Annotated in this window: 25 protein-coding genes; 12 read left to right on the top strand and 13 right to left on the bottom strand. The window is 49.6% G+C overall.

Features of this window, described 5'->3' with window-relative positions; translation table 11 throughout:
- Positions 1-35: 35 nt before the first annotated feature.
- Positions 36-755, top strand: a complete 720-nt coding sequence (locus ACFS7Z_RS19345) for a 2-phosphosulfolactate phosphatase (RefSeq protein WP_377488078.1) — start codon at positions 36-38, stop codon at positions 753-755.
- A gap of 238 nt (positions 756-993) precedes the next feature.
- Here ACFS7Z_RS19345 and ACFS7Z_RS19340 read toward each other — a convergent pair whose 3' ends face one another.
- The 4 genes from ACFS7Z_RS19340 to ACFS7Z_RS19325 form a co-directional block, all read right to left on the bottom strand.
- Positions 994-1,320, bottom strand: coding sequence for a nucleotide pyrophosphohydrolase (locus tag ACFS7Z_RS19340; RefSeq protein ID WP_377488075.1), 327 nt, complete (start codon positions 1,318-1,320; stop codon positions 994-996).
- Between the two features lie 20 nt (positions 1,321-1,340).
- Complete coding sequence (locus ACFS7Z_RS19335; RefSeq protein WP_377488072.1) at positions 1,341-2,261, bottom strand: hypothetical protein; 921 nt, start codon at positions 2,259-2,261, stop codon at positions 1,341-1,343.
- 95 nt (positions 2,262-2,356) lie between these two features.
- The gene (gene dtd, locus ACFS7Z_RS19330; RefSeq protein ID WP_377488069.1) at positions 2,357-2,809 is read right to left on the bottom strand and encodes a D-aminoacyl-tRNA deacylase; all 453 of its coding nucleotides are present in this window, start codon (positions 2,807-2,809) and stop codon (positions 2,357-2,359) included.
- 140 nt (positions 2,810-2,949) lie between these two features.
- On the bottom strand, positions 2,950-3,603 hold the full coding sequence (locus tag ACFS7Z_RS19325; protein ID WP_377488066.1) for a hypothetical protein: 654 nt from the start codon (positions 3,601-3,603) through the stop codon (positions 2,950-2,952).
- 140 nt (positions 3,604-3,743) lie between these two features.
- Between ACFS7Z_RS19325 and ACFS7Z_RS19320 the strand changes: the two genes are divergently transcribed.
- Positions 3,744-4,646, top strand: coding sequence for an ATP-grasp domain-containing protein (locus ACFS7Z_RS19320; protein WP_377488063.1), 903 nt, complete (start codon positions 3,744-3,746; stop codon positions 4,644-4,646).
- An 11-nt stretch (positions 4,647-4,657) separates the two neighbouring features.
- On the opposite strand, the gene ACFS7Z_RS19315 is transcribed toward ACFS7Z_RS19320, so the two are convergent.
- A complete protein-coding gene (locus ACFS7Z_RS19315) occupies positions 4,658-5,539 on the bottom strand; it encodes a universal stress protein (protein ID WP_377488060.1) in 882 nt (293 codons plus the stop codon).
- 328 nt (positions 5,540-5,867) lie between these two features.
- Here ACFS7Z_RS19315 and ACFS7Z_RS19310 point away from each other — a divergent pair, with 328 nt between their 5' ends.
- Complete coding sequence (locus ACFS7Z_RS19310) at positions 5,868-8,591, top strand: hypothetical protein (protein WP_377488057.1); 2,724 nt, start codon at positions 5,868-5,870, stop codon at positions 8,589-8,591.
- A 154-nt stretch (positions 8,592-8,745) separates the two neighbouring features.
- Here ACFS7Z_RS19310 and corA read toward each other — a convergent pair whose 3' ends face one another.
- Together corA and ACFS7Z_RS19300 are read right to left on the bottom strand one after the other, a co-directional pair.
- Positions 8,746-9,876, bottom strand: a complete 1,131-nt coding sequence (gene corA, locus ACFS7Z_RS19305; RefSeq protein ID WP_377488054.1) for a magnesium/cobalt transporter CorA — start codon at positions 9,874-9,876, stop codon at positions 8,746-8,748.
- 38 nt (positions 9,877-9,914) lie between these two features.
- Positions 9,915-10,529: an IMPACT family protein gene (locus ACFS7Z_RS19300; protein ID WP_377488051.1), complete on the bottom strand. Its 615-nt coding sequence runs from the start codon at positions 10,527-10,529 to the stop codon at positions 9,915-9,917.
- A 251-nt stretch (positions 10,530-10,780) separates the two neighbouring features.
- Here ACFS7Z_RS19300 and ACFS7Z_RS19295 point away from each other — a divergent pair, with 251 nt between their 5' ends.
- From ACFS7Z_RS19295 to ACFS7Z_RS19280, 4 genes are all read left to right on the top strand, one after another.
- The gene (locus tag ACFS7Z_RS19295; RefSeq protein WP_377488048.1) at positions 10,781-11,194 is read left to right on the top strand and encodes a sugar 3,4-ketoisomerase; all 414 of its coding nucleotides are present in this window, start codon (positions 10,781-10,783) and stop codon (positions 11,192-11,194) included.
- A gap of 18 nt (positions 11,195-11,212) precedes the next feature.
- Complete coding sequence (locus ACFS7Z_RS19290) at positions 11,213-12,322, top strand: DegT/DnrJ/EryC1/StrS family aminotransferase (RefSeq protein WP_377488045.1); 1,110 nt, start codon at positions 11,213-11,215, stop codon at positions 12,320-12,322.
- A gap of 42 nt (positions 12,323-12,364) precedes the next feature.
- Positions 12,365-13,327, top strand: coding sequence for a glycosyltransferase family 2 protein (locus ACFS7Z_RS19285; protein WP_377488042.1), 963 nt, complete (start codon positions 12,365-12,367; stop codon positions 13,325-13,327).
- Between the two features lie 190 nt (positions 13,328-13,517).
- Positions 13,518-14,495, top strand: a complete 978-nt coding sequence (locus ACFS7Z_RS19280; protein ID WP_377488039.1) for an acyl-ACP desaturase — start codon at positions 13,518-13,520, stop codon at positions 14,493-14,495.
- A 210-nt stretch (positions 14,496-14,705) separates the two neighbouring features.
- Here the strand turns inward: ACFS7Z_RS19280 and ACFS7Z_RS19275 are convergent, their stop codons facing one another.
- The gene (locus tag ACFS7Z_RS19275) at positions 14,706-14,987 is read right to left on the bottom strand and encodes a DUF427 domain-containing protein (protein WP_377488036.1); all 282 of its coding nucleotides are present in this window, start codon (positions 14,985-14,987) and stop codon (positions 14,706-14,708) included.
- A gap of 178 nt (positions 14,988-15,165) precedes the next feature.
- Between ACFS7Z_RS19275 and ACFS7Z_RS19270 the strand changes: the two genes are divergently transcribed.
- From ACFS7Z_RS19270 to ACFS7Z_RS19260, 3 genes are all read left to right on the top strand, one after another.
- Positions 15,166-16,266 (top strand): vWA domain-containing protein, encoded by a 1,101-nt coding sequence (locus tag ACFS7Z_RS19270; protein ID WP_377488033.1) that lies wholly within the window; start codon positions 15,166-15,168, stop codon positions 16,264-16,266.
- A 6-nt stretch (positions 16,267-16,272) separates the two neighbouring features.
- Positions 16,273-16,794, top strand: a complete 522-nt coding sequence (locus tag ACFS7Z_RS19265; RefSeq protein ID WP_377488030.1) for a hypothetical protein — start codon at positions 16,273-16,275, stop codon at positions 16,792-16,794.
- A gap of 91 nt (positions 16,795-16,885) precedes the next feature.
- Positions 16,886-18,409: a sigma 54-interacting transcriptional regulator gene (locus tag ACFS7Z_RS19260; protein WP_377488027.1), complete on the top strand. Its 1,524-nt coding sequence runs from the start codon at positions 16,886-16,888 to the stop codon at positions 18,407-18,409.
- Positions 18,410-18,467: 58 nt separating this feature from the next.
- Here the strand turns inward: ACFS7Z_RS19260 and ACFS7Z_RS19255 are convergent, their stop codons facing one another.
- The gene (locus tag ACFS7Z_RS19255; protein ID WP_377488024.1) at positions 18,468-18,758 is read right to left on the bottom strand and encodes a hypothetical protein; all 291 of its coding nucleotides are present in this window, start codon (positions 18,756-18,758) and stop codon (positions 18,468-18,470) included.
- Between the two features lie 211 nt (positions 18,759-18,969).
- On the opposite strand from ACFS7Z_RS19255, the gene ACFS7Z_RS19250 reads away from it, so the two are divergent.
- Positions 18,970-19,695 carry a hypothetical protein gene (locus tag ACFS7Z_RS19250; protein ID WP_377488021.1) on the top strand — a complete coding sequence of 242 codons (726 nt, stop codon included), beginning with the start codon at positions 18,970-18,972 and terminating at the stop codon, positions 19,693-19,695.
- Here the strand turns inward: ACFS7Z_RS19250 and ACFS7Z_RS19245 are convergent.
- A complete protein-coding gene (locus tag ACFS7Z_RS19245) occupies positions 19,673-20,977 on the bottom strand; it encodes a dicarboxylate/amino acid:cation symporter (RefSeq protein ID WP_377488019.1) in 1,305 nt (434 codons plus the stop codon). The two genes, ACFS7Z_RS19250 and ACFS7Z_RS19245, sit on opposite strands and share 23 nt — an antisense overlap.
- Before the next feature lie 282 nt (positions 20,978-21,259).
- Positions 21,260-21,718, bottom strand: coding sequence for a peptidylprolyl isomerase (locus ACFS7Z_RS19240; protein WP_377488017.1), 459 nt, complete (start codon positions 21,716-21,718; stop codon positions 21,260-21,262).
- A gap of 153 nt (positions 21,719-21,871) precedes the next feature.
- On the opposite strand from ACFS7Z_RS19240, the gene ACFS7Z_RS19235 reads away from it, so the two are divergent.
- The gene (locus ACFS7Z_RS19235) at positions 21,872-22,516 is read left to right on the top strand and encodes a fasciclin domain-containing protein (RefSeq protein WP_377488015.1); all 645 of its coding nucleotides are present in this window, start codon (positions 21,872-21,874) and stop codon (positions 22,514-22,516) included.
- Between the two features lie 159 nt (positions 22,517-22,675).
- Here the strand turns inward: ACFS7Z_RS19235 and ACFS7Z_RS19230 are convergent, their stop codons facing one another.
- Entirely contained in the window at positions 22,676-24,283 is a 1,608-nt protein-coding gene (locus ACFS7Z_RS19230) for a S8 family serine peptidase (RefSeq protein WP_377488013.1), read from the bottom strand.
- 41 nt (positions 24,284-24,324) lie between these two features.
- Entirely contained in the window at positions 24,325-25,785 is a 1,461-nt protein-coding gene (locus ACFS7Z_RS19225) for a sodium:solute symporter (protein ID WP_377488011.1), read from the bottom strand.
- Positions 25,786-25,806: the final 21 nt, after the last annotated feature.

The following is a 25,806-nucleotide window of genomic DNA, read 5'->3' as shown; positions in this document are numbered from 1 at the left end:
GGGAACGAGCAACGTTAAACGAATAACGAGACAAGATGGCAAGTATAGATGTGTGTTACAGCCCGGAGCTGCTACACTTGTATGATCTGGAAGGAAAAGCGGTGGTGGCAGTAGATATTCTTCGTGCTACCTCTACCATGGTAACGGCGTTTGCGCACGGTGCCCGTGATATTTTCCCGGTAATGGATTTGGAGGAGTGCCGTGCCTTCTCGCAAAAGGGTTGCCTGACGGCTGCCGAGCGCAATGGCATAAAAGCAGATGGCTTTGATTTTGGAAATTCCCCGTTCAGCTACATGAACGGAGCCGTAGAGAGTCAATCAATTGCGATTACAACTACCAATGGTACCCGCGCCATACGCCTGTCAGAGGCCGCCGAAGAGGTAGTAGTGGGTTCATTCTTAAACTTGCGCACGGTAGCAAGCCATCTGAAAGAACTGCAGATAGACGTGGTAGTGGTGTGTGCAGGCTGGAAGGGCCAGTTTAACCTGGAAGATACCCTGTTTGCCGGTGCCCTGGTAGAGTGCCTGGAGAAGAGCTTTGCCTTTGAAAACGACGCCACCCTGGCTTCGCTTCACCTGTACCAGGCCGCCAAATCAGATGTATTCAGTTTCCTGAAGCAGTCGTCGCATGTGCGGAGGCTGGAGAACTTAGGTATTCATGAAGACATCCAGTTCTGCCTGCAGCATAACCTGTATGAGGTGCTGCCCGTGTGGCGCCACGACAGGTTGGTAGACCTGGCCGCTGTGAAAAATTAGAAAGACATCTCAAGTCAGAAAGTTAAAAGGTTAAAGATTTCTAAAGTTGCATCATACAAAAGAGAAAGGCCCGCTGTTCAGGCGGGCCTTTCTCTTTTGTATGGAATCTCTTCCTGTTATCCTTCAGCGAGTCTGGAGACTCGCACCCACCGTATGTCACTGGTTGGATACCGGCGACAGCTAAGTATCCTTTACCTTTCTACCTCTCTAACTTTCAAACTCAAGATGACTTTCTAACTCAGCTAAGCTTCTTGTTCTGCTTGTGTCGTTCGCTGTCGCGGGCGGTTTTCTTTTCCAGGTTTTTGCGCAGCGCCTCCGTTAAATCAGTTCCGGTTTGGTTCGCCAGGCAAATCAGCACAAACAGGACATCGGCTAGTTCATCGCCCAGGTTTTTTCCTTCATCGCTTTTCTTGAAAGACTGCTCCCCGTACTGCCGTGAGATGATGCGGGCTACCTCGCCAACCTCTTCGGTAAGTATGGCCATGTTAGTCAACTCGTTGAAGTAACGTACTCCGTTTTCCTGTATCCACTTATCTACAATGGCTTGTGCTTCGGCTAAGGTCATCCTGCTAATGTATGGGTTATCTATTTGCCAAATTTAACCACAAAATCAAGATAAGGCACCCCTATAAATACAATATCCCGGGCAATATCAGCATTGTTAAGGAAAGCTAGGTCAACGGTAATCTTTTCACCCATAAAGCGTAGTCCATAGGAGTAAACACCGTAGTAGCCATCTGCCGGAACAAACCAGTTTTCTGTTACCAGCGCTATTTTACGACTCACCCGCCTCATGCCACTCAGGTTGATCACAGGTTCTCCGGAAGCTTCACCACTCACATAGCCGAAACCAGCACCAAGCGTAACATTGTTGTCCCTGCTGCCATAGGTAACAATACCGTAACCAACACCCAGGCCTGAAAACTCTTCATCAAAACCGGCTGCGTTCGCATAAAGTATGCCTGCCCCGGCATTCCAGTTTTCACTGATTGGGAAAGAGTATTTAGGTGTAATGAAGAAAATAGGAGTGCCCGAGAACGTGGAAATCAGTTCAAAACCAGCCCCAATAGTGAATCTGTCCGTAACACCATAGTTAAAGGAATTGATGACGATGTAAGTGTTCTGGTAGTAGGCTTCGCCCTTACGCAGGTTATAAGCAGAAGGAGAAAAGAGGTAACGGGTAGCATTTGGATTCTCAAACCAATACTCCCCATTCTTGAAATTCCGCTCATTCAGAATCCGGAAGTTCTTGACGGCACTCATGGGAATAAGAATCTCACCGGCGCTCTCAGTGAGCAGGCGGATGCCTGCTTCACTCTGCCCCAGATAAGTCCCCTGAAACACTGAGCCGTCCTTGGTTTCTATGAGCCAGCGCTGTGGCGGGGAGGTTTGTGTCTGTGCGCTGTCTGTTTGCTGTGCCAGCACAACAGTGGCTGGGCAAAACCATAAGGCAAAGCACAGCAAAGCAAGTATACCTAATGAGCGGGTGTGCGTTCTGCTAACCATATCCGGAGGCAAAGCCAAGTGAAACTGTTTGCAATTAGCTCTAAATATATAGAATTGCACTATATGTTTAGCTAGAACAGATTGTTTTATTTTAATTATTCCTTGTTTTTTGTGTCTATTACAATGGTCACAGGCCCATCGTTGAGCAAGGATACCTTCATGTCGGCACCAAACTCCCCGGTCTGTACTTTCTTTCCCAAGGCCTCCTCCAGTAAAGCAACAAAGCGCTCGTAAAGCGGAATAGCCACGGCAGGAGGAGCCGCATTGATGTAGGAAGGCCGATTGCCTTTTTTTGTGTTGGCATACAAGGTGAACTGGCTGATGACAAGGATGTCCCCCTGCACGTCCTGCACGCTCAGGTTCATCTTTCCCTCGGCATCACCGAATATTCGTAGCTGCGCCACTTTGCCTGCCATCCACTTCAGGTCTTCCGCAGTGTCATCACCGCAAAAGCCAGCCAGCAGCAGCAAGCCATGTCCTATTTCGCCTTTTGCCTCATTCTCAATTACAACCGATGCCTGCGTTACCCGCTGAATCACTATGCGCATGATATACTGTTGTTTGATTTAGGGCAAAGGTATCAATTTGGAGATTTGAGGCTATGAAAATTTAAAAAGGAAGCTGTGCAGGAGTATGTATAGACCTTTAGGCCCAACAATTAGTAGTTTATCAATCAAACTTTTCAACCTTAATCTACATACCCTTCGTAGCGGATGCGGCTTACTTTGCCGTTTTTGAGGAAGAAGTGCAGAGAGGTTGGAGCGCCTTCGTGGTTAGAGGCTACTATCTGGTTGTTGCTCTGTGTGATGATCAAATCCTTGCTTGTTGCCTTAAGCTTGTTCAGGAGTTCTGTTTGCCCCATACCTACACGCAGGTTGTCACGCAGAATAATGTCACGGCTCTGAATATCTGCCACCTGCAGAAGTAGTTCACCTGACTGGCTTGGGGCATAAAACTCTATCATTGAGCTGCCGAACCGGATCGTGAAGATGGTGTCAGTCACCTCAGGCTTGTGGCGGTTCTCTATGGCATCCGCATCCAGGGTCAAATCAGAGTCGATACGTTCAATGTAGGTGCTCAGGTTATTGCTTTGGCTGCGGCTGTCTACAAACGGGTTGCCTAGCAGGCTGATAGTAGTTGGTGCCGCAGGCGTACGGCGGCGGGCAGAGGCAGTGTCAGCTAAGGCAGTACTGCTGTGCTCGGATGGCAGAAACTTCTGCTCTTCAGAGGCAGTATCGGAGCTGCAGGCTACCGCAAAAGTATTTACCAGAAGCAACAGCAACATCAGGCGTACAGAAAGGCTGTACGTATAGCGGAGGCTACTGCGGCGGAACATAAACATAAGAGTAATGGGTAAAAATGTGCAGGTAAGAATTATACTTACATACGAGATGAAGCCGCTTAAAAGTTATAGCTAAAATGCCTCCGCTGGTTGTTTGGCCCTGATATTAAGCATAATTTTGCGGCAAATATGATACAAAAATGAATACACAGCAAATAGCGCTTATAACATATACAGATAAAGGCAATTATAGTGGCATTTCTGACGAGGAGAACAGCAAACTTCTAGATTTGTTAAAAGAAAAAGGCCTCAATGTTTCTTTTCAGATATGGGATGATCCAGCCGTAGACTGGAGCCGTTTCGACCTGATTGTGCTGAAATCGCCATGGGATTATTTTGATAAAATAGACGCATTCTATATTTGGCTGGGCGAGCTGGAGAAGCTGGATGTGCGGGTGCTGAATCCGGTGGATATCGTGCGCTGGAACGCCAATAAGCGCTACCTGCTGGACCTGCAGGAGCAGGGCGTAAAGGTAGTGCCCACCGTATGGCTGGAGAAGGGAGATACTTTTGATGCAGCAGCGCTGTTCAAAACTTTCAGTGCTGAGAAAGTGATTGTGAAGCCGGCTATAAGCGGCGGTGCCAAAAACACATTTGCACTTACATTAACAGAGGCAGAAGAAAAGACAGAAATAATCAACCAGCTGTTGCAGCAGGAAAGCTTCCTGGCGCAGCCGTTTTTAGAGGAAATCAAAACGAAAGGGGAGTGGTCGTTTCTTTTCTTTAACGGACAGTACAGTCATACTGTACTTAAAACCGTGAAACCAGGTGACTTCCGGGTGCAGCATTTTTACGGAGGCACCGTGCACACGCCGGAACCACCGGTGGCATTGTTAGTAGCAGCACAGCACATTGTAGACAAACATGCGCCCGGCTGTCTTTATGCACGTGTTGATGGTGTCGAGCTGAATGGAGCGTTGGCTCTGATGGAGCTCGAGCTCATTGAGCCTTTCCTGTTTATGGCCATGAGCGAAGGAGCTTTGCAGCGCTATTGTGAGGCACTGCTGATGCAGCTACAGGAAACAGCTAACTTGATTCCCTAAAAAATTCCGCCCTAATCTTTGCTGTGGAAAACGAGCAGCGGTATGTCTGCAGTCAGCATCAGCTTTTTTGTCAGGCTGGGGTTAAAGAAACCAGCCAGTAGCGAGCGCTTATGAGTAGTGACAGCAAGAAGGTCAACCTGCTCCTTTTCCACGAAATGCTGGAGGTCCTGGGTTACATCCTGGCCCTCCAGCAGCAGGAAGCGAACATTATCAGTGTGTATATCGCGCTCCAATTTCGCCTGCAGATGGGCCAGTTTTTCCCTCTCTTCCTGCGCGGCAGCGCCTGTAGCAATATGAAGGCAAAGTATGTGCGGGTTGAAGGGCTGTAACAGCTGCTGTAAAGTCCTGATTGCGGCAGAGTCTTTTTCATCATAGTCAGAGGCATACAGCACCCGTTTTATTCTATGGCCCCGGGAGTGCTGTGGCACTGTGAGCACCGGCACCTGCACGTCTTCGGCCACTTTTGTAGTGACGGTGCCGAAAATAGAGCGGGTAAGGCCGCCTTCTCCCTCCGTCCCCATCACCACCAGTTCTGGCCTGAAGCGCCTGATCTCCTCCGGGATAACGTCCTCTGGAGAGCCTTCTGCAAAGGAGGTTTTCAGGTGTACCTGTTGGCTGCCCGCTTTGCTTTGCAACTCCTGTCTCAGCCCCTCCAGCTTGCGATGCTCCTCCCGCTCATTCCGGTTAATAACCTGCTCGGTCACTTTTTCTGTAGGAGTAAGTTTTTCTTTATCTTCTTCCTCCGGTACTTCCCAGGGAGAGGCCAGATAGTCTTTGAAGCAGTGCAGTAGCAGGATTTCTGCTCCCGGAGCGGCAGCTGCGAGTTTCAAAGCATATTCGCAGGCTTTAAAAGTACTGGCCTCAAAATCTACAGGAATAAGAATTCTGAACATGAGAATTGCTGTATGAGTTAGGCTTTATATATACGTGGTAGTGGCAACCGGGTGTTACTGTGTCTTATGTTGCCTCCTTATACGGGCAGCAGGTGTTGTTCCGGACTATGTGTCTCTGTACTACAGCGTTTGTTGGATTTTGTTGTGGAGCGGCAATGGATCAGTTTCAGATTCTGATAAAGCTCATTTTGAGTATATTAGCTGCTATGCTACGCGAGGAACAGCAACAGTCAGGTTGTGAAGATGCTTATTTGCAACTCAAAGAATAGGATTCCGGCAAGCTCTAAATAAGAAAAATAAGTTAGTTTTGTTACCGGGAACCCTTGTCATGCCAAAACGCATCATATTCTTCTTTCTTGGCTTTGTAGTGATTGCCTTGCTGGTCTACTTCGGTTTTAACCGATGGAAAGACTCCAGGGAAAGGATAGACCTATGGACATTGGTGCCTGAGTGCGCCGTGCTGGTGCTGGAAACAAACAACCACGAAGCCCTGATAGAGCATCTGCGCGAAACAGAGCTTTGGCAGAACTTTTCGGTATTGCCCTTTGCGCAGCGCTTCGAGGAAAACATGGCTTCCCTGGACAGCGTGGCACCTGGAAGCGAGCGCCTCTCGCGCTTCCTGAACGAAAAAAGTATACTTACCTCCATTCATGTAGTGGGCAAGTCTGATGTAGGGTTTGTGTACTACGTGCCGGTGACTTCTGTAGGAGAGCTCCGCTTTGTGCGTACCCTCACTGAAAACATTACAAAGAGCACACTTTTTGAAGAGAGCACCCGCGACTACGAGGACATGCTACTTACTGAAGTCACGAACACCAGTCTTGGCTCCAGCTTCACATACTTTACTTACCGTAACAACATTGTATTAAGCCCTTCGCCTGTACTGGTGGAGGAGATTGTGCGCCGCCTTAACCGTACGCAGCCCACGTCCATTATAGAGAACTTCAGGAACACCAAGTACCTCGACCAGCCGGATGTGTATGCCAATGTCTTCGTGAACTACAGAGCCCTGCCCGAACTCCTGGGGCTGTTCCTGGCAGATGAGGTGATGCCGGAGGTACGTTACCTGTCCTCCCTTTGCCAGAGCGCCATGTTGCAGCTGAAGCTGAGCCGGGACAAAATTTTCCTGAACGGCTTCTCTGTTCCTGAGTCGCTTAAGGGCTCGCTGCACCAGGCCATGCAGCCACAGAAACCGCAGCCACTAGGCGTAAAAGCTTACCTGCCGACGCGCACCGCCATGCTGTTGCATTTTGGCTTAGAAGACATTGAGCGCTTGCGGCTTCCACAGCCACAAAAGCAAGCTGCTTATGCCGCTACCATCGATAGCCTTGCAGACTCTTTTAGCCAGGAGGCAGCCCTTGCATACCTTGAAACAAACAGCATCAATGCCAAACCAGAGAAAGTAGCGTTTATACACCTGTCTAATCCGGCCCTGACGGCAAGTCTGTTGAAAAGCCTGAGCCAGCAGGTAGCAGATACCCGAAAACAAAGCACTTTCAGTGAGCAGTATGGTAACTACACAATCCGGCGCCTGAACGTGCCTGAACTGCCAGTGCGGCTCCTAGGGAGCGTATTTGAAGGCTTTGAGCAAAGCTACGTGGTGCTGGTAGACAATTACCTGGTCCTGACAGAAGAAATGATCACGCTCCGTGGGTTGCTGGACGATATTTCGGAGGAGAACGTGTGGATTAAGTCGGTGGCGCAGAAAGCTTTTCTGGAGGAGACGCTGCAGGAGGCAAACTTTAGCCTGTACCTGAATACCGTCAACGCATGGTATATCCTGAACCGCTACGTGGAGGATGTGGAGCGGGATGACCTGCTTCAGAATGTGGCCCTAATCAAGCGCTTCAGCCAGATAAGCCTGCAGTTTTCTAAAGTGGAGCAGCAGTACTACACCAGCCTGGTTATACGCCGGCCGGACCGCAGCAACATCACTACAGGTCAGGATGTGTTTGCTGCCGAACAGGTGCTGCAGTTCGATTCAAGGCTGGAAACACGCCCGTTCCCGATTCAAAATGCTCTGGACCGAAGCCGGGAAGTAGTGGTACAGGATTCAGCAGGCGTGCTCTTTAACATCACCTCGAATGGCAGGCGCGGCTGGGCCGATACGCTAGGAACCGCCGTAAGAGGAAATGTACAGCAGATTGCGTATGGGCCGGAAAACAAACTGCGGTACCTTTTTGCCACCGCCAACCGCATCCACGCCATCGACAACCAGGGGCAGGAGATCGAAAACTTCCCGTTCAATTTAGGCGACTCGCTGGACTTGCAGCACCTGGCCGTTTTCGACTACGAGAACAATAAAGACTACCGTCTGCTTGTTGACGATAACATGGGCAACCTGTTTATGTATGACTTGCGTGGAGCGCCCATACAGGGCTGGCAGCCACGCCGGATGGATTACAAACTAGCCGCTGAGCCACAGCACCTGCGCGTTGGAAACCGGGATGTAATTCTGGTGGTGCTGGAGAACGGCTACATTTACGCCCTCAACCGGCGGGGCGATACATATCCAGGCTTCCCTATCAACCTGAATGCTCCTGTTACTTCCGGAGCGGTGGCCAGAATCGGTTCTGACCTGAGAAGCACAGAGGTAACGGCAGTTACCCGGTATGGCAACGTAGTGACATTTAACCTGCAGGGCAAAACCCTGAAGCGGGAGCAACTGCCGCGCCCGAGCAAGCGCGCACTCTTTAACCTGGTGCCGGAAAGCAGCGGCGGCAGGTCTTACATTATTGCCCGGCAGGAGCAGGGGCAGGTAACACTGTTCGATCAGGATATGAAGGAGCTGTTCTCTAAGCGCTATGTTACCTCGGCTCCTAAGATCGTGCAATACTTTAACTTCGGGGGCGCCAACAGCCTGATTGCTGTGACAGAAACCGGCCCCCAGAAAACCTACCTCTACGACAGCCGTGGAAACCTTATCGGAAATCGCACGCTGGAGAGCAGCCAGCCTGTAACCATTTACTTCAACGAAGCATCCAACAACTACTCGCTCTTCAAAGTTTTCCGCCGTGAGCTAAAGAAGATAGATTTTGTGCTGCCGGATTGATTTTCAGAACATAAGATGCAAGACATCAGACACAAGACAAAAGGAAGGTTTAACGTCGGCTACACTGTTATAGATGCTGACGACTAAATGCTCTCCTATCACTAACAAGGCTGGAGGCACTGAATTGCCTTGTCTTGTGTCCTTTGTCTCATTATTAAAAGCTTCTGAACCAGCCTTTGCGGTAGAAGAAGTAAAGCTGGAACAGGATCAGAAATGTCATCAGACACAGCAAGATCGGGTAAGAGTAAGGCTGGTAGAGTTCTGGCATGCTGAGAGGGAACACGCGCCCTGTTTCAGGGTCTTCGCGGGAAAAGTTCATCCCGTATAAACCTACTATAAAGCTGAGCGGAATAAAGATAGTGGAGATGATGGTGAGTACTTTCATGATGTCATTCATGCGGTTGCTTACCGTGGCCATGTGCAGGTCTACTAAGCTGGAGGTCATCTCTTTATGGTTATCTATCAGGTCTATCAGCTGAATGCTGTGGTCGTAGGCATCCCGGAAGTAGACTTTCAGGCTTTCCGGAATTACATCCTCATCCATCCGGAGCATCTCCGTCATTTTATCACGCTCCGGCCATGTGATGCGGCGCAATTTTACCAGTTCACTTTTGAGGTCCAGTATCAGCGTCAGGTTACTCTTGGAAGGTGCCAGGAGCACCTTCTGCTCGAGGTCTTCTATATACTCGCCCATCTCTGCCATCACCGGGAAGTAGTAGTCTAGCACCACGTCCATCATAGCATATGCCATGTACATAGTGGGGCGCTGCCTGATAACGCCTTTGCCCACCCGGATACGCTCCCGAAGCGGATCGAGGCAGTCGGCGTAATCGCTTTGCAGGCTGAGCACATAGTTTGGCCCCGTAAACAGCGACAGCTGCACATCGTCCAGTGACTTTGTTTCCGATGACCAGCGCAGCATACGCGAAATAATAAACAGCCGGTTTTCGTCAAACTCCTCCACCTTAGGCCGCTGGTAGTCGTTTATCACGTCTTCCATCTGCAGCGGGTGCAGCCCGAAGTCGTGCGACAAATGCTCCAGCAAAGCTTGGTCGCCGTAGCCCCGTATATCTATCCAATGGCGGGCATCAGGCCTGGAGGTTATACGCTCCAGTAACTCAGGGTATGTTTTCAGTTCCTGTTCATCAAAGGAATCCTGGGTAAAGGAGATCAGGAAAAAGCGCGGGGGGAAAGACTCCGTAGGTGCACTAAATGTACCGGGCCTTAAACCAACTTTACGCTCTAGTATCTTATTCCGGGGGCGGCGATGCTTACGTTTAGCCATCTATGAGTTAAAGAGTTAGAATTTAAAGAGTGGAGGAGTTAAAAAGTCGTTTCGTTGAGAACGTGTACTTCAACGCCTTCCATGTCCTCTAGTTTTACTGTTATTTCCTCCTGCAGCACTTTACGCACTTCCAGCTTCAGGCGGCAGTCTAATTCAAAATGCTGGTCCCGCACGTTCAGGTCGTACTCTTTTACAAGGCTCATCACCTCATTCATCTGCGGATAGGCGTAGTGTACCTGCAGCAGCACGGTCTCATGCTTCTCTACTATAGTGGCATTCTCCAGGGCATCGGCGGCAGCAGTTTTATACGCATTAATCAAACCACTCACCCCTAGTTTTGTCCCGCCAAAATAGCGAATCACCACAATCAGGATATTGCTGAGATCGGCAGATCGGATCTGACCCAATATGGGGTCTCCAGCTGAGTGGTTTGGCTCGCCGTCATCGTTGGCGCGGAAGCGACCTTTATCGGCTCCTAAACTATAGGCATAGCAGTGATGGCGGGCATCGTAATACTGCTTCTTCAGCTCTGCCATCGTCTCCTTTACCTCCTCCTCAGTATACACGGGGTAGGCGAGGCCGATAAACTTGCTGCCCTTCTCTTTGTAGAGTCCTTCAGCAGGAGCTTCTATGGTTCTGTAGGTATCTTCCATGGGTTAATTACCAGCCATTACTGAACGAGTGTTGAACAAAACCTACTCAAATCCAGCATTAGTATTTGATTCACGCCCGTGCTGCAAAGCTAACCTATCTGCCGCCAAGGGCAAAACCATACCTGCCAAAGCGCTTTATTGGCTTAAAAGTTTTAATTTAGGGCTTACGCAAATTACCGGATTTATCTGAATCAGAAAGAAGGCAGCTTTGCGGATGTACAGAATCCTTTAATTTCAATTGAAATTATACCTTGCCGGCATCTCCATACCTCCTGCAGTTTGAGCGCATCGGTAACCCAGAAACGGGTTACATTACCACCATGCAATATGCTGATAAAGTGCCTTTTACTATCCGGCGCGTATTCTGGACCCACGGAACACCACCAGAAGTAGTGCGGGGCCGCCATGCCAACAAAGCCACAGAGGAAGTGCTGGTTGCCTTAACCGGGCAAATCAGAGTGAAAGCAGACACAGGCAATAAGGTAGAGGAGTTTGAACTGACGGATTCACTGACCGGGCTCTACATACCGGCCATGTGCTGGACAGACATCTATTTCTCAGAGGGAGCTGTTGCGCTTTGCCTAACATCCACAGATTATAATGCCGCCGATTATATCAATGATTACGAATACTTCAGGAAACTGGCGACGCACTCAGCGTTGTAATCCATACTTCTTCTATTGATGAAGCCAACCATCCCGTACTTTCAGTTCAGAGACTTTCCGGCAGGCAGTGAAGCCGCCGTGCAGGCTGCCTTGGTGGAGGCTGTAGCCAGTAAGCACTATATTATGGGGAAGGATCTGCTCGCTTTTGAGGAGGAATTTGCCTGTTATCTGGGTGCAACCGCAGCGGTAGGTGTAGGGAACGGTTATGATGCCCTGGTGCTGGCGCTGAGGGGAGTGGGAATAGGTGCAGGAGACGAGGTTGTGCTGCCGGTGCATACTTTTATTGCCACCATTAACGCGGTGCTGCAGGTAGGGGCGAGGCCAGTGTTGGTAGAGCCGGATAAGAAGACTTATAATATTACGGCTGCTACTGCTGCCAATGCCATTACGGCTAAAACCAAAGCCATACTACCGGTACATCTGTACGGGCAGGTATGCGAAATGGAGCCACTCCTGCAACTGGCAAAGGATCATAACCTGAAAATAATAGAAGATGCAGCGCAGGCGCACGGCGCAACCTATAAGGGGCAGCGGGCAGGCACTTTTGGCCATGTCAGCGCTTTCAGCTTTTACCCCACTAAAAACCTGGGTGCATTAGGCGATGCAGGCGCTGTAGTGACAAATGATACTGCCGTAGCTAATTTTGTGCAAAAGTACCGCAACTACGGGGAGGTGCAGAAGTATCAAAGCGAAATGATAGGTGTCAATTCCCGGCTCGACGAACTGCAGGCCGCCGTACTACGAGTAAAGCTGCAGTACCTGGATAGCCTGAATGCAGAACGGCAAAGACTGGCAGCGGTTTACCTGCAGGAATTAGAGAACATGCCTGACCTTATGCTTCCGGTTACTGCTCCGGGTTGCAGCCACGTGTACCATATTTTTAATGTCCGGACAAAGCAGCGGGACGCCCTGCAGCAACAACTGCGGGAGCAGGGCATACATACTGCCGTTCATTACCCGGTACCGGTGCACCTGCAGCCTGCCTACAGCCTTTTAGGGTATAGTGCCGGTGATTTTCCTGTAGCGGAGGAACTTGCCAGAACAAACCTGAGTCTGCCGCTGTTTCCGGGGTTACAACCAGATGAGCAGGAGCGGGTAGTGGAGGCCATTAAGTGCTTTTATAGGTAAAAAGTTGCCGATGCTCCTGTTCTACGCTAACCGAATTCAAATATGAGTCAGTTACCGCTTGTCTCCATTATCTGCCTGTGCTACAACCACGAACGTTTCCTGCGGGAGGCACTCGATTCTGTACTCGCCCAGACATACCCGAACATAGAGGTGATTGTAGTAGACGACTGCAGCACCGACGGAAGCGTGCCCATCATACAGGAGTATTTAGAGAAATACCCGCAGCTAAAGTTTATTAGCACCGGCCATAACAGGGGCAACACAACCGCTTTTAACATGGGGTGGCGCGCCAGCCACGGCGATTATATCATTGATTTTGCTACGGATGACGTGCTGCTGCCTGAGCGGGTAACACAGCAGGTGGAAGCATTTGAAGAACTGGACAGCAGTTATGGTGTAATGTATACCGATGCCGAATATATCTCTGACGAAGGCGCGCACATCGGGTACTATTACAAGCGCAAGCCAGATGGCAGCCTGGATGCGTATGCGCCTTCCGGCGAAGTATTTGCTGACCTGCTGGGTAAATACATTATCTGCCCGCCCACCATGATAGTGCGCCGGCAGGTATTTGAGGACCTGGATGGATACGATGAGACGCTGGCCTATGAGGACTTCGATTTCTGGGTACGATCATCCAGAACATACCACTATCATTACCTCGATAAAATAACGACAAAGCGACGGGTACATACCCACTCCCTCTCTAAAGGATGGTATAAGGCAGGAAATAGGTTGCTTGCCTCCACAGTTAAAGTATGCCGGAAAGCTGCAGCGCTAGTGCGAACAGAAAGAGAGCGTGAGGCATTGGTATTCCGGCTGAAATATGAAGCCCGCCATGCGTACCTGACCGGGAATTATACGGAGGCTGCACAGCTTCTGCACCTGCTCCGGCAGCAGGCGGACATGCCGGTTTTGTACCAGTTTTTAGAAGTGCTGAACAAGCGGAAAATTGACCTGAGTTTCCTGCGCCGGGTGTACTATTACCTTAAGTATTCAAATTAATTGCACTCTTTCTCTGATAGTTCTGTTGAAAAACAAGTAATAATACATAACCCTTTCCATTTTTTACGTAAGTATAAGTTCCTGAGCTGTTTAGTGGTATTGTCAAATTTCAGTTGGACTAAAATTTCAGACAATCAATTTACTAATTAGTATAAATAAGTATATTTGAATTTAAATCAACCAACATATAATGATTACAGCAGCAACCTCTCGCACAGAAGTAATTAGATGGATGGAAGACTTTGTGGGTGAAAAGTTCTCTGAGTTACTGAAAACAGTAGAAGAGAGCTGGCAGCCTGCCGACCTCCTGCCGGATGCAACCCTTGAAACTTTTTTTGATGAAGTAAAGGAGTTGAGGGAGCGTGCCCGGGACTTGAGCTATGACCTGCTGGCCGTGCTGGTGGGTGATACCATTACTGAAGAAGCACTGCCAACTTACGAGAGCTGGCTGATGACAATAAAAGGACTTCCGCAAGACCCGGACAGCCCGTGGATGAAGTGGAACCGTGGATGGACAGCCGAGGAGAACCGCCACGGTGATGCCCTGAACCGCTACCTTTACCTGAGCGGCCGTATTAACATGCGCGAGATGGAGGCTTCTACTCAGTACCTGCTGGCAGATGGTTTCGACTTGCAGACAGACATGGACCCGTACCGTTCTTTTGTTTACACCAGCTTCCAGGAGACAGCCACTAATATTTCACACCGCCGCGTGGCACAGATAGCCAAGAAGCAGGGCGACAACATGCTGGCAAAGCTTTGCGGCCACGTAGCTGCTGACGAGGCCCGCCACGCCAAGGCCTACAAAGCCTTTGTAAGTAAAATTTTTGAGGCTGATCCAAACGAAATGATGCTGGCTTTTGAAGATATGATGCGCAAGAAGATTGTGATGCCGGCGCATTATATGCGTGAGTTGGGTGTAGACATTGGCAAAACTTTCGGCCACTTTACCGACGCAGCACAGCGAATTGGGGTGTATACCTCCGCCGACTATACTGATATTCTGGAAGGGCTGATTGACGAGTGGAAAATTGAGGCCCTAACAGACCTGAATGAAGCCGGCGAACGTGCCCGTGACTATGTCATGGCCCTGCCCGCCCGCTTGAAACGAGTAGCAGAACGCATGAAAGCACCTTCTTTAGAATATAAATTCCGTTGGATTGCTTAAGCCTGTAGCTTAATTCATTCATAAAATAACAAAGGCGAAGGCCGAAGCTTATATTTAGCTTCGGCCTTCGCCTTTGTTATTGAGTTCCTTCCTGTGCCTGGAAATTGCTGGTGCGAGCTTGTAGCTCGTACCCTTGACTACTTATAAGTGTGGGTTACAAGCTCGCACCGGCACAATACTTTTCATTTGCAACAAGTAGTCCAAAGCTACTTATTCTTTTATTTCTACTCCTTTCCAGAAGGCGACATAGCCTCGTATTTCACTGGCAGCATCTTTTGGATCAGGGTAATACCAGGCGGCATCCAGGTTAACCTTCCCGTTTACCTGCACATGGTAATAAGAGGCCTCGCCTTTCCAGGGGCAGGTGGTGTGGGTGCGGCTTTCTTCTAAATACCGGTTGTCTACTGTGTTTGGGGGGAAGTAATGGTTGCCTTCTATTTCAACTGTCCGGTCGCTGTCGGCAATCACAATGTCATTCCATATCGCTTTCATTCGTTTTCGTTTTAGTTTAGATGTAGTATATTTATCTAACCTACTTGAATACCTGCTGCAAAGTTTAAAAGCTTGTTCGTACTACATCTTAAGTATGTACCGCAGCAGCGGCATTTTAACCTGGATGCACAGAACAATGCACCCGCAATTTGTGTTGTAAAGAACAAACCCATCTACTATGGCAATAGGATACAGATTTACAGAATATATACCCCCTCAGGACGACAAACCGGGATTTGAATCGCTGCTGAAAATTTTCATGCAACTGGTTACCATTACCTCCGGCGACGTAGGAGAGGCGCTTAGCTGGCTTAGCTCCCTCGACAAACAGTATAACCTGACCGGCGACGAGTATGGCATTGGCGATTTTATTGATGACCTCCGGAAGAAAGGATACCTCGACGAGGACAAGCAGCAGCAGGGAAGCTTTAAACTCACTGCCAAAAGCGAGCAGAGCATACGCAAGAGTGCTTTAGAGGAAATTTTCGGAAAGCTGAAGAAAGGCGGCAAGGGCAGCCATGCCACTCCGCACACAGGCACAGGCGACGAAGCCAGTTCTGACCGCCGTGAGTACCGCTTCGGTGATTCGCTGGACCAGATTTCGATGACGGAGTCGCTGCGCAATGCCCAGATCAACCACGGCATCGGCGATTTGCGGCTGACGGAGCAGGACCTGGAAGTGACGGAGACAGAGCACAAAACGCAGTCGGCTACCGTGCTGATGATCGACATCTCGCATTCCATGATTCTCTACGGCGAAGACCGCATTACGCCAGCCAAAAAAGTAGCGATGGCTTTAGCCGAACTCATCAAGCAGAAGTACCCGAAAGATACGCTCGATGTGCTGGTATTTGGAAACGATGCCTGGCAGATTGAAATAAAAGACTTGCCTTACCTGGAAGTTGGCCCTTACCATACCAATACCGTAGCGGGTCTTGAACTGGCGATGGACATCCTGCGCAAGCGCAAAACGCCGAACAAGCAGATCTTTATGATAACGGACGGGAAGCCAACCTGCCTGAAAGAGGGAATCCATTACTATAAGAATAGCTTTGGCCTCGACCGCAAGGTGGTGAACAAAACGTTGAACCTAGCTGCACAGTGCCGCCGCATCAAAATACCTGTTACCACCTTTATGATTGCCTCAGACCCATACCTGAAGGCTTTTGTGGATGAGTTTACCAAAGTGAATAATGGCCAGGCCTACTATAGCAGCCTGAAAGGTTTAGGACATCTTGTGTTCCAGGACTATAAGCAGAACCGCAGAAAGAACCTCTAAAAACTCATGATTAGCCAAAGAGCGGAAGCAAACCAACAGGAAGCACTACCAAGTGGTGTGATGGCCACCTTTATGCCGCATCTTCTGGTGCAGCTCGTTGCCCTTCTCACTGCCTCAGGCGGTTTTATATTGATGGCTTTCTCGCAATGGTCCGGTCTTATATTCGGAGTGCTGTTCCTGCTCTTTCAGGTGTGCCTGCACTTTTTCATTAAATCCACCAACAGCTATGTAAAGGCTATACCTGTTAAATCACTTCAGACTATAACGAAGGTGGTGCAGTCAGCCTTTATTGTGCTGGGCATGACGGCCTTTTGCCTCCTGTTCTGGTGGCTGTTTCAGTGGTGCTTTTCCGAAGTGTATAACCAGGGTAGCGGAAGAGGCTTTTACTTTGACTGGAACAGTGCAGTGCTGTCGCTGGTGCCAGTCATGGTGTGGCTTGGGTTGTCAGGAGAAGCACTCCGGCAGTTCTTCCCGTTTCTGAAGCAATGGAAAAGGCAATTAAGCACATACTTTACCACATGGGGCTGAGCATACGTACAAAACATTTCAGCCACAAAACAGATTTTATACTTCAAAACAAGTCAGTTACTTCTTGTGAACTGATACATGCTAAAGATACATGAACTACAAAAACATACCAGCCGAGAAGCTTTTACAAATAAAAACATTGGGCCAGCTGAAAGCCGCCGGCTATGAGCCGCAGTCGGTGAAGCAGGAGCTTCGCGCTAACCTGATTAAGAAGCTCCAGAACAAGGAAGAGGTTTTCCCGGGCATCTGGGGCTATGAGGAAACCGTTATTCCGGACATGCAGCGTGCTATCCTGTCGATGCACCACATTAACCTGCTGGGTTTGCGGGGGCAGGCAAAAACACGCATTGCCCGCCAGATGGTGGACCTGCTGGATGAATACATCCCGGTAGTAAAAGGCTCGGAGCTGAACGATGATCCGCTGCAGCCGCTCTCACGCTTTGCCAAAGACATGGTGCATGAACATGGCGACGATACCCAAGTTAGCTGGATGCATCGCTCTGATCGCTATACTGAAAAGCTGGCCACTCCGGATGTTTCCGTTGCTGACCTGATTGGTGATGCAGATCCTATCAAAGCCGCAACCATGAAGCTGCCTTATTCAGATGAGCGTGTCATTCACTTTGGCTTGATTCCACGTTCGCACCGGGGCATCTTCGTTATTAATGAATTACCCGATTTACAGGCGCGCATACAGGTATCGCTCTTCAATATTCTGCAGGAAGGCGATATACAGATACGCGGCTTTAAGGTGCGCATGCCACTGGACATTCAGTTTGTGTTCACGGCAAACCCGGAAGACTATACCAACCGTGGCTCCATTGTAACACCGCTGAAAGACCGTATCGACTCCCAAATCATCACCCACTATCCAAAGGACATTGAAACGGGTAAGAAGATAACGAACCAGGAAGCGCACATCAAAGAAGAGCAGAGGCAACTGGTGAAAACCAATGACATTATTGGTGACCTGATAGAGCAGGTAGCTTTTGAGGCACGTGAGAGTGAGTATGTGGATGCCAAAAGCGGTGTGTCGGCCCGTTTAACGATCTCTGCTTTTGAAAACCTGGTTAGTGCTGCTGAGCGCCGTGCGTTGATGAATGGGGAAAATGCTACGTATGTGCGTGTTGCTGATTTCCTGAATACCATTCCGGCAGTAACGGGTAAAGTAGAACTGGTGTATGAGGGGGAGCAGGAAGGTGCGGGACACGTGGCGCAGGTGCTGATGGGCAAAGCTATCCGTTCGCAGTTCCTGAAGTACTTCCCGAATCCCGATAAAGGCAAAAAGTCGAAGCAGGGCAGCCCGTACAAGAGCATCACGGAGTGGTTCGGCGATGGCAATACCGTGGATATCTTAAATGATGCTTCTGAAGCCGAATACAAGAAAGCCATACAAAGTGTGCCGGGCCTGAAAGGGGTGGTGGAGAAGTACCAGCCGGATGCCAAAGGCGATGAAAAGCTCTTCCTGATGGAGTTTGCCTTGCATGGCCTGGCAGAGCACAGCCAGCTCAGCAAAAACCGCCTCAGCACCGGCCTTCAGTTCAAAGACCTGCTCAGCGGGATGTTCTCCATGCCAAGCTTTGGCGACGAGGAAGAGGATGACGATAACTACTAGCGAGAAGCTGGTATCCGACTTATACCAAAAGGCAGGAGTGTTAACGCTCCTGCCTTTTTTATTGCGCAATAAGTTCTGCTGAAATCTGTTCCCACTCCTCGTCTAAAGAAACAGACGGGCGCTTTCTGCCTGCTTTGCGGTACCAGTAGTCTGCGTTCCAGGTGTCGCCTTCCTTGCGGTGCAGGTAGGCATGTATCCAGGCTGCATCCTGGTCAGGCAAATCCTGTATCAGCTCATGCGATTTGTCCCAGTTCCCTTTCCCATCATACCACAGCGCCTGCAGGTATACAGATGCATCTGCGGGTGGTGAACTAGCATTTAAGCTTTGTTGGAATGTCTGTAAATCCATGATTTAGTTTTGTTTTGAAGGCGATAGATTGGAATTATTTTGGCAGGAAGTATAGCTCACCTTCATTTAGGCTACGTCGGGTTCAGATAATTGGTTTGTGCCCACTCTTTCTTTCCCTGGCCATTAATTGTAGGCATTGAACTTGCCTCGCTATGCACGCCATCCTCATGAATCGGTAACCTTGGTTCTGAAAACAATGTAGCCTAAGAACATGGGACACGTTTCAATTTGGCCGGTGCTGGTGCTGGCGCTGATACACTTCTTTGGAGGCAGGCTACGATTTTTAGCAGGTTTGCCCCGTAGCATCTGGTTATCATGCGCTGGTGGCGTATCTGTGGCATACGTCTTTCTGCACCTGTTCCCTGAGCTGAGCGAAGGGCAGAAAGAGGTAAAAGAAGCCCTTGAGGCAATTACTTTTTTAGAGCATCATATCTACCTGATGGCGCTGGTAGGCCTGGTCTTTTTCTATGGGCTGGAGCGCTATGTGGCTGACAATAAAGAAGAGGCAGAACAGTCTGGGAATGAAGACAGGGCCGCAGGTTTGTTCTGGGTCCATATCGGGTCTTTTGCCGTCTACAATGCGCTGATCGGATACCTCCTTTTTCAGCGGGAAGAAGGCCCTCTGGATAAACTCATTCTTTTCTCTGTCGCCATGGCCCTGCATTTTATAGTGAACGACTTTGGGCTGCAGGAGCATCATCATGGCCGCTACAGGCGTGTGGGGCGCTGGGTGTTGGTGTTGGCCATTATTTTAGGTTGGGCGATAGGATATCTTCTGGAAGTATCAGAGGCTGCAGTAGCGCTTGTAATGGCCTTTATCGGGGGCGGTGTGGTGCTGAATGTGCTGAAGGAGGAGCTGCCCGAGCAGCGGAAAAGCCGCTACTGGGCCTTCTTGCTCGGGGCAGGCTCCTATGCTATACTCTTGCTGTCTCTGTAGGTGGGTGCAACTGACCCTCCGTGCGGGCCACCATCATCGATACCGTGGCATCGCCGGTTACGTTCACCGTGGTGCGGCACATGTCCAGAATCCTATCAGGGGCCAGTATAAGGGCAATACCCTCCACCGGAATTCCTGCCTGCTGCAGCACAATCACGAGCATCACAGTACCGGCACCGGGTACGGCAGCAGCACCAATGGAAGCCAGCGTGGCTGTCATCACGATCCCCAGTTGCGCCATCAGGTCCAGGTCAATGCCATAGGCCTGAGCAATAAAGACCGCCGCCACAGCCTGATAAAGACTGGTACCGTCCATGTTGATGGTGGCGCCTAGTGGCAGCACGAAGCTGGTGATTTCCCTGTTGATACCCAGGTTCTTTTCAGCACACTCCATCGTAACAGGCAACGTGGCCGCGCTGGAGGAGGTGGAGAAAGCCAGCATCTGTGCCGGGAATATGCCTCTGAAAAAGTCTTTATACTTTGTTTTGCCTACGGACACGGCCAGTAGCGGGTACACGATAAATATCATGATGGCCAGACCAGCAATAACCACCAGACAGTAGTAGCCCAGCACCAGCAGCAGTTCTACCGCAGACCCCGGGTCATCGCCGGCAAACTCTACCACCAGGCCAGCTAAAAGGGCAAACACACCATAAGGAGCCGTTTTCATGATAATGTCCACAATCTTGAGGATGACGAGGTTTACACCTTCAAAGAAGTCATTGACAGGTGCGGCTTTATCCGCTGGAATCATGATAAGGGCAATGCCGAACAGGAGCGCAAAGAAGATAACCTGCAGCATGGCGCCGTTGTTGGTGAGCGAGCCGAAGATGTTATCCGGCACAATGTCTACAAGTGGTTGTAGTGGCCCCTGCTGTTCCACTGCGGCGGCATCCGTAGATTTTTGGGTAGTGGTGGCGGCAAACTGCTGGTTAAATTCTTCCCGCTTTTCTGCTGAAAAGGCTTTGCCGGGTTCTGCGATATTCACGAGCAGCAGCCCCAGTACCACTGCCAGCACCGTTGTGAGCAGGTAGATGCCTATTGTTTTAGAGCCGATACGGGAGAGCCTGCTCACATCACTAAGACTGGAGACGCCCGTAATCAGCGACACGAGTACCAGCGGCACCGCAATGAGCTTGAGTAGGTTGATAAAGATGGTTCCGAAAGGCTGGATCCAGCTTTTTATAAAGTCCACAAGGCCAAGGGAACTGGCAAGTATCCCCCACAGTACACCCAGGGCCATGCCAATCAGGATTTGCCAGTGTAAAGCAAGTTTCTTCATACGTAGTTTTGTGCTGCGCTGCGCGGGCAGCGCCTTATTCCGTAAAGAATGACAATGTTTAAAGGAGCTTAGTACCATGAAGCCGGGACAGGCAAAGCAGATAAATCCCTTTGGGCACAGAACAGCTCTTAGGTAAAACTACGCATAAATACTCAGGTAGCAGGGTTAAAGTTGGAAAGATGCCGCTACAACTGCTAAAAATCCATCGGAACGCTTCGCGTAAAACAGAAGAAGCCGCTCCCGGAGCGGCTTCTTCTGTTTTATTGATGTTCAGTAACAGGACTATTCCTCGTTAACAACAATTTTCTCAATTCTGTCATTTGCTTTTATTTGGTCAATCACCTCATCGCCTTCCACTACCTTGCCGAAAACGGTGTGGTTACGGTCTAGGTGCGCTGTGTTTTTGCGGCTGTGCACAATAAAGAACTGGGAGCCTCCTGTATTACGGCCGGCATGGGCCATAGAAAGCACGCCGCGGTCATGGTACTGGTTCTCGCCCGTCAGCTCGCAATCAATTTTGTAACCTGGTCCGCCTGTGCCAGGAACACCTTTTGCTCCCTCGCGTGAGTTGGGGCAGCCACCCTGTATCACGAAATCAGGAATAACACGGTGGAAAGTAAGTCCATCGTAAAAGCCTTTCTTGGCAAGATCTATAAAATTTTGTACTGTTTTAGGAGCATCTTTCTCAAAGAACTCAACTTTCATTACACCTTTACCAGTATGTATTTCTGCAGTTTTCATGGTTTGATATTTTTCTTGTGAAACAATGTTGATAACAAAAGTACTGATTTTCTAGTTTAATAAGGCTAAAGGCTGTCGTTTTCCAGCGCCCAGGTTTGCTGGCGCTATGCCGGCACATCGAATTTATATTTAATACAACCAGCAATAAGCGCTATGAAGAAAAATAAAATAATGGCATTCGGTTTTACCATACTCTTAAGCTGCAGCCTCATGAGCTGCGGACAGGATGACCATGCCCAGAATGAAATGCAGGAAGAGAGCACGGAGCCTACTGCCCGCAGAGAGGCTTATGGCAGAGGTTTAGAACCTTCCTCTTCAGTCGCTAAGGAAGATGAAGCCTCCCTTAGCCACACTGACCCGGATCTTGGAGGGCATGAGATGATGCCAACACAGCTAATTACCGAAAATATTACCTCAGGTATAAACCTCACTACATTTGCTTCCATTATCCGACATGCAGAGGTAGTGGACGAACTCAGCAGCCCCGGACCCTACACCGTATTTGCACCATCCAATGATGCTTTCGAGGTACTTCCTGATAATACGCTGGAAGACCTGATGAAGCCTGAAAACAAGCAGCGGCTGATGCAGGTTATAAACAACCACGTAGTGGCTGGGGCACTTTCTGCCAGCGACCTGCAGGATGGAGCTATGCTGAAAACTGTGGGAGGCGCGGAGTTGAAGGTGACAAATCGAAACAACGTGGTAACTGTTAATGGTGCCGAGGTAGTAGAGGCAAACATTGTCAGCGAAAACGGTGTGATTCACGTTGTTAATAAAGTAATGGTGCCGAAATAATAACGTTAAAACATCCATAAAAAGAAAGGCAGGTGATATCCTCACCTGCCTTTCTTTTTATATCCATATACATATCAGTATCTCTACAGCCGGAGAGGTAAGCCCTGGGCTTCTACTTGTCATGAGTGCAGCACACATACCCGATATGATGGTTGTTAGCTACTGCAGTGTGCCCGCCAGCTTTATTGCCTCGTATGCATTCACGACGCCTCCAGTGCGGCTAAGTTCCGACATTGTCACTTTTTCGCCAGTACCAGGGTTTAGAACAGGCACCGTAATCTTTGTTACAGAATTTTCAATAACAGACTTAATCTGCGTGGCTGACAAATGAGGGTAGTACGACTTGATGACAGCCGCAAGACCAGCCACTACCGGCGAAGCCATGCTTGTTCCGCTGAATGGCGCATACTGGTTACCACCCGGAACAGTTGAATAGATGTTATCTCCCGGAGCAAAAACATCTACCACTTCTTTGCCATAGTTTGAAAAGGGAGCAACTAATGTATTCTGAGTAGGACCTGTGGCACCAACCGTAATTACGTTAGGCGCTTTTTTATTTCCTTTGATGGTATAGGGGTTCGGGAAATAAGGTTCTACATCAATGTTCTTGCTTTCATTTCCGGCAGCCCGAACTATCAGCACATCTTTTTCCTCTGCATACTTGATAGCGTCTTCCACCCACTGGCGCTGAGGAGAGAAAGATTTTCCGAAGCTCATGTTAATGATTTTCGCACCGTTGTCTACAGCATAGCGAATAGCCATGGCTATGTCCTTGTCATGCTCATCGCCGTCAGGCACCGCCCTGATCATCATGATCTTTACGGCGCTGGCTATACCATCTACACCCAACCCGTTTCCACGCGCAGCACCAATGATACCGGCCACGTGCGTCCCGTGCGATGGGTCTCCGGCCATAATGTTGTTGTTGCCATAGTAGCGGTCCTTGAAGCTGCTGTAATCATCTTCTACCACCATTCCGCGGTAATCGGCAGGAGGTGTTTCCGGTGCCGTCAAGTTCGCTTTCAGGCTATCAGCATGCTGCTGAAACAGCTCAGGAAGCTGTTGGTTGGTTGCACCCGGCTTCACTTGCTCAAAGATCATCCCATAGAGCCTTTTCCCTTGCGCTATCCTGGGGTCTTCTGCCTTAAGCGAGTCAAGGTCCTGCGCTGTATAAGTGTCTTTCTGAAGAACCATCTGAAAGAAAGCATCTACGCGTGGCAAAACCTCTAACAGGCTGTACATCATCTCTACCTCCTTGCCCGCCTCTGACACCTCAGTTGCGTGAACCTTGCTCTTCAGCCAGACCTGGTAGAGTTGCCGGTCTTTCCTTTTTACCTTTTTTTCGGAGGTCACATTCTTAAACTTGTCCCTGTACTTAAAGTATATCCGCTCACTTTCGTAAGAGTCCTTCGTTACGTTTTTGTTAGGGTCGTCTGCTCCCAAGAAGTTCCACCCGTATGTGTCTCCGGCATAGCCATTCCTGTCCGGGTCTACAGAACCGCCAGCCATTTCGAGGCGGTTGCGCCATAAAACAGAGCGGAGGTCTTCGTGCAGGGTATCAATGCCACTGTCAATAACAGCGACCAGTACCGGTTCAGGTTGTTTATTCTTTAGTAGCTCCTGGTATGCCTTCTCAATGCTGATGCCGTATACGCCGTCAGTTTGCTGGTCGAGCAGGTGCCAGTTCTGCGGCACCGTTTGTGCGTTCTGGCCAAAAGCAACTCCCGTTGACAAGACGAATGCAAAGGCTGCAACTATTTTCTTCATGCTATAGAATGTGTGTAACAAGTTTTATCCTTCTTATACCATTACTGTGCCAATTCCAGTTTTTCTGCTTTACTGGAGATAGCCATCAGGCCGGTAAAGGTCAGGAAGCCATTTAGTATAAGTACTTCAAATCCAAATTCATACCCCCACAGCCATTCAACGGAGTTGTAGCTGATAAGGAAGGTGAGCAGCGGAGCCACGATGCAGATAGCCGGCACAAACTGGTCGCGCACCCTGCGCGTGGTGTAAAGCCCGAAGCTGTAAAGCCCCAGAAGGGGACCATACGTATACCCTGCCACCTTGAACACCGCTGTAATCACATTGTCGCTGTTCAGCACATCAAAGGCAAGTATAACCAGCACCATGAGCACGGAGAAGCCAACGTGCACGATGTAACGCAGGCGCACCCGCTCGTGTTCACTTCTTTCCTTAAAATTGAGAAAATCAACACAGAAGGAAGTGGTGAGAGCCGTCAGGGCAGAGTCGGCGGAGGCGTAGGTGATGGCAATAATACCCAGGATAAACACGACACCTACCACCTGCGGGAAGTAGCCCAGGGCAAGGAAGGGGAAAACATCGTCGCCTTTGGCTGGCAACGCAATGCCTTTCGTGTCGGCGTATATGTACAGCAAAGCCCCCAGCGACAGGAACAGGATGTTCACGAACACCAGAATGGTGCTGAACCAGAACATGTTTTTCTGTGCCTCCCCGATGTTCTTACAGCTCAGGTTCTTCTGCATCATGTCCTGGTCCAAGCCCGTCATCACGATGGCGATGAAGGTACCGGCAAAGAACTGCTTCAGGAAATACTTGCTGTCCTTCACATCCCAGAAGAACACTTGGGAGTAGTCGCTCTCGCTGATGAGGTTCACCATGCCCTGGAAGCCAACATTCAACTCCTTCGAGATAAGCCAGATACTGATGCCCACCGCCAGTAGCATAGCCGTAGTCTGGAAAGTGTCGGTCCAGATAATGGTTTTCATACCGCCCCGGAACGTGTAAACCCAGATAAGCGCAATGGTGATAATAACAGAAACGGCAAAAGGCACGCCTAAACTATCGAATACGGCCAGTTGCAGTACCCCGGCCACCAGGAAGAGGCGGATAGCCGCCCCTAGCGTACGGGAAAGCAGGAAAAAGCCAGCTCCTGTCTTATAAGACCAGTAACCGAAGCGCTGCTCCAGGTAAGTATAGATAGAGACAAGGTTAAGGCGGTAGTACAGCGGCATCAGCACCGTGGCAATGACGAAGTAGCCGAGCAGGTAGCCCAGCACCAGTTGCAGGTAAGAGAACTGTGCCTTCTGCACCATGCCCGGTATAGAAACAAAGGTAACCCCTGAGAGCGAGGTGCCAATCATACCAAAGGCCACCACGTACCACGGCGACTGCCGGTTAGCCAGGAAGAAGGTTTCGGAGTCGGTGTTCTTACTGGTGAGGTAAGAAATAAAAATCAGAATAAAGAAATAGGCTACAATTAAGCCGATGATAAGGGTTGGAGACATAGCAAAGCATTCAGTAAACTA

Origin of the sequence: Pontibacter toksunensis (assembly GCF_042686245.1) — a bacterium.
GTDB classification, from domain to species: Bacteria; Bacteroidota; Bacteroidia; order Cytophagales; family Hymenobacteraceae; genus Pontibacter; species Pontibacter toksunensis.
The sequence above is the reverse complement of the archived record's forward strand: the minus strand, read 5'-3'. Positions and strand labels throughout refer to the sequence as shown.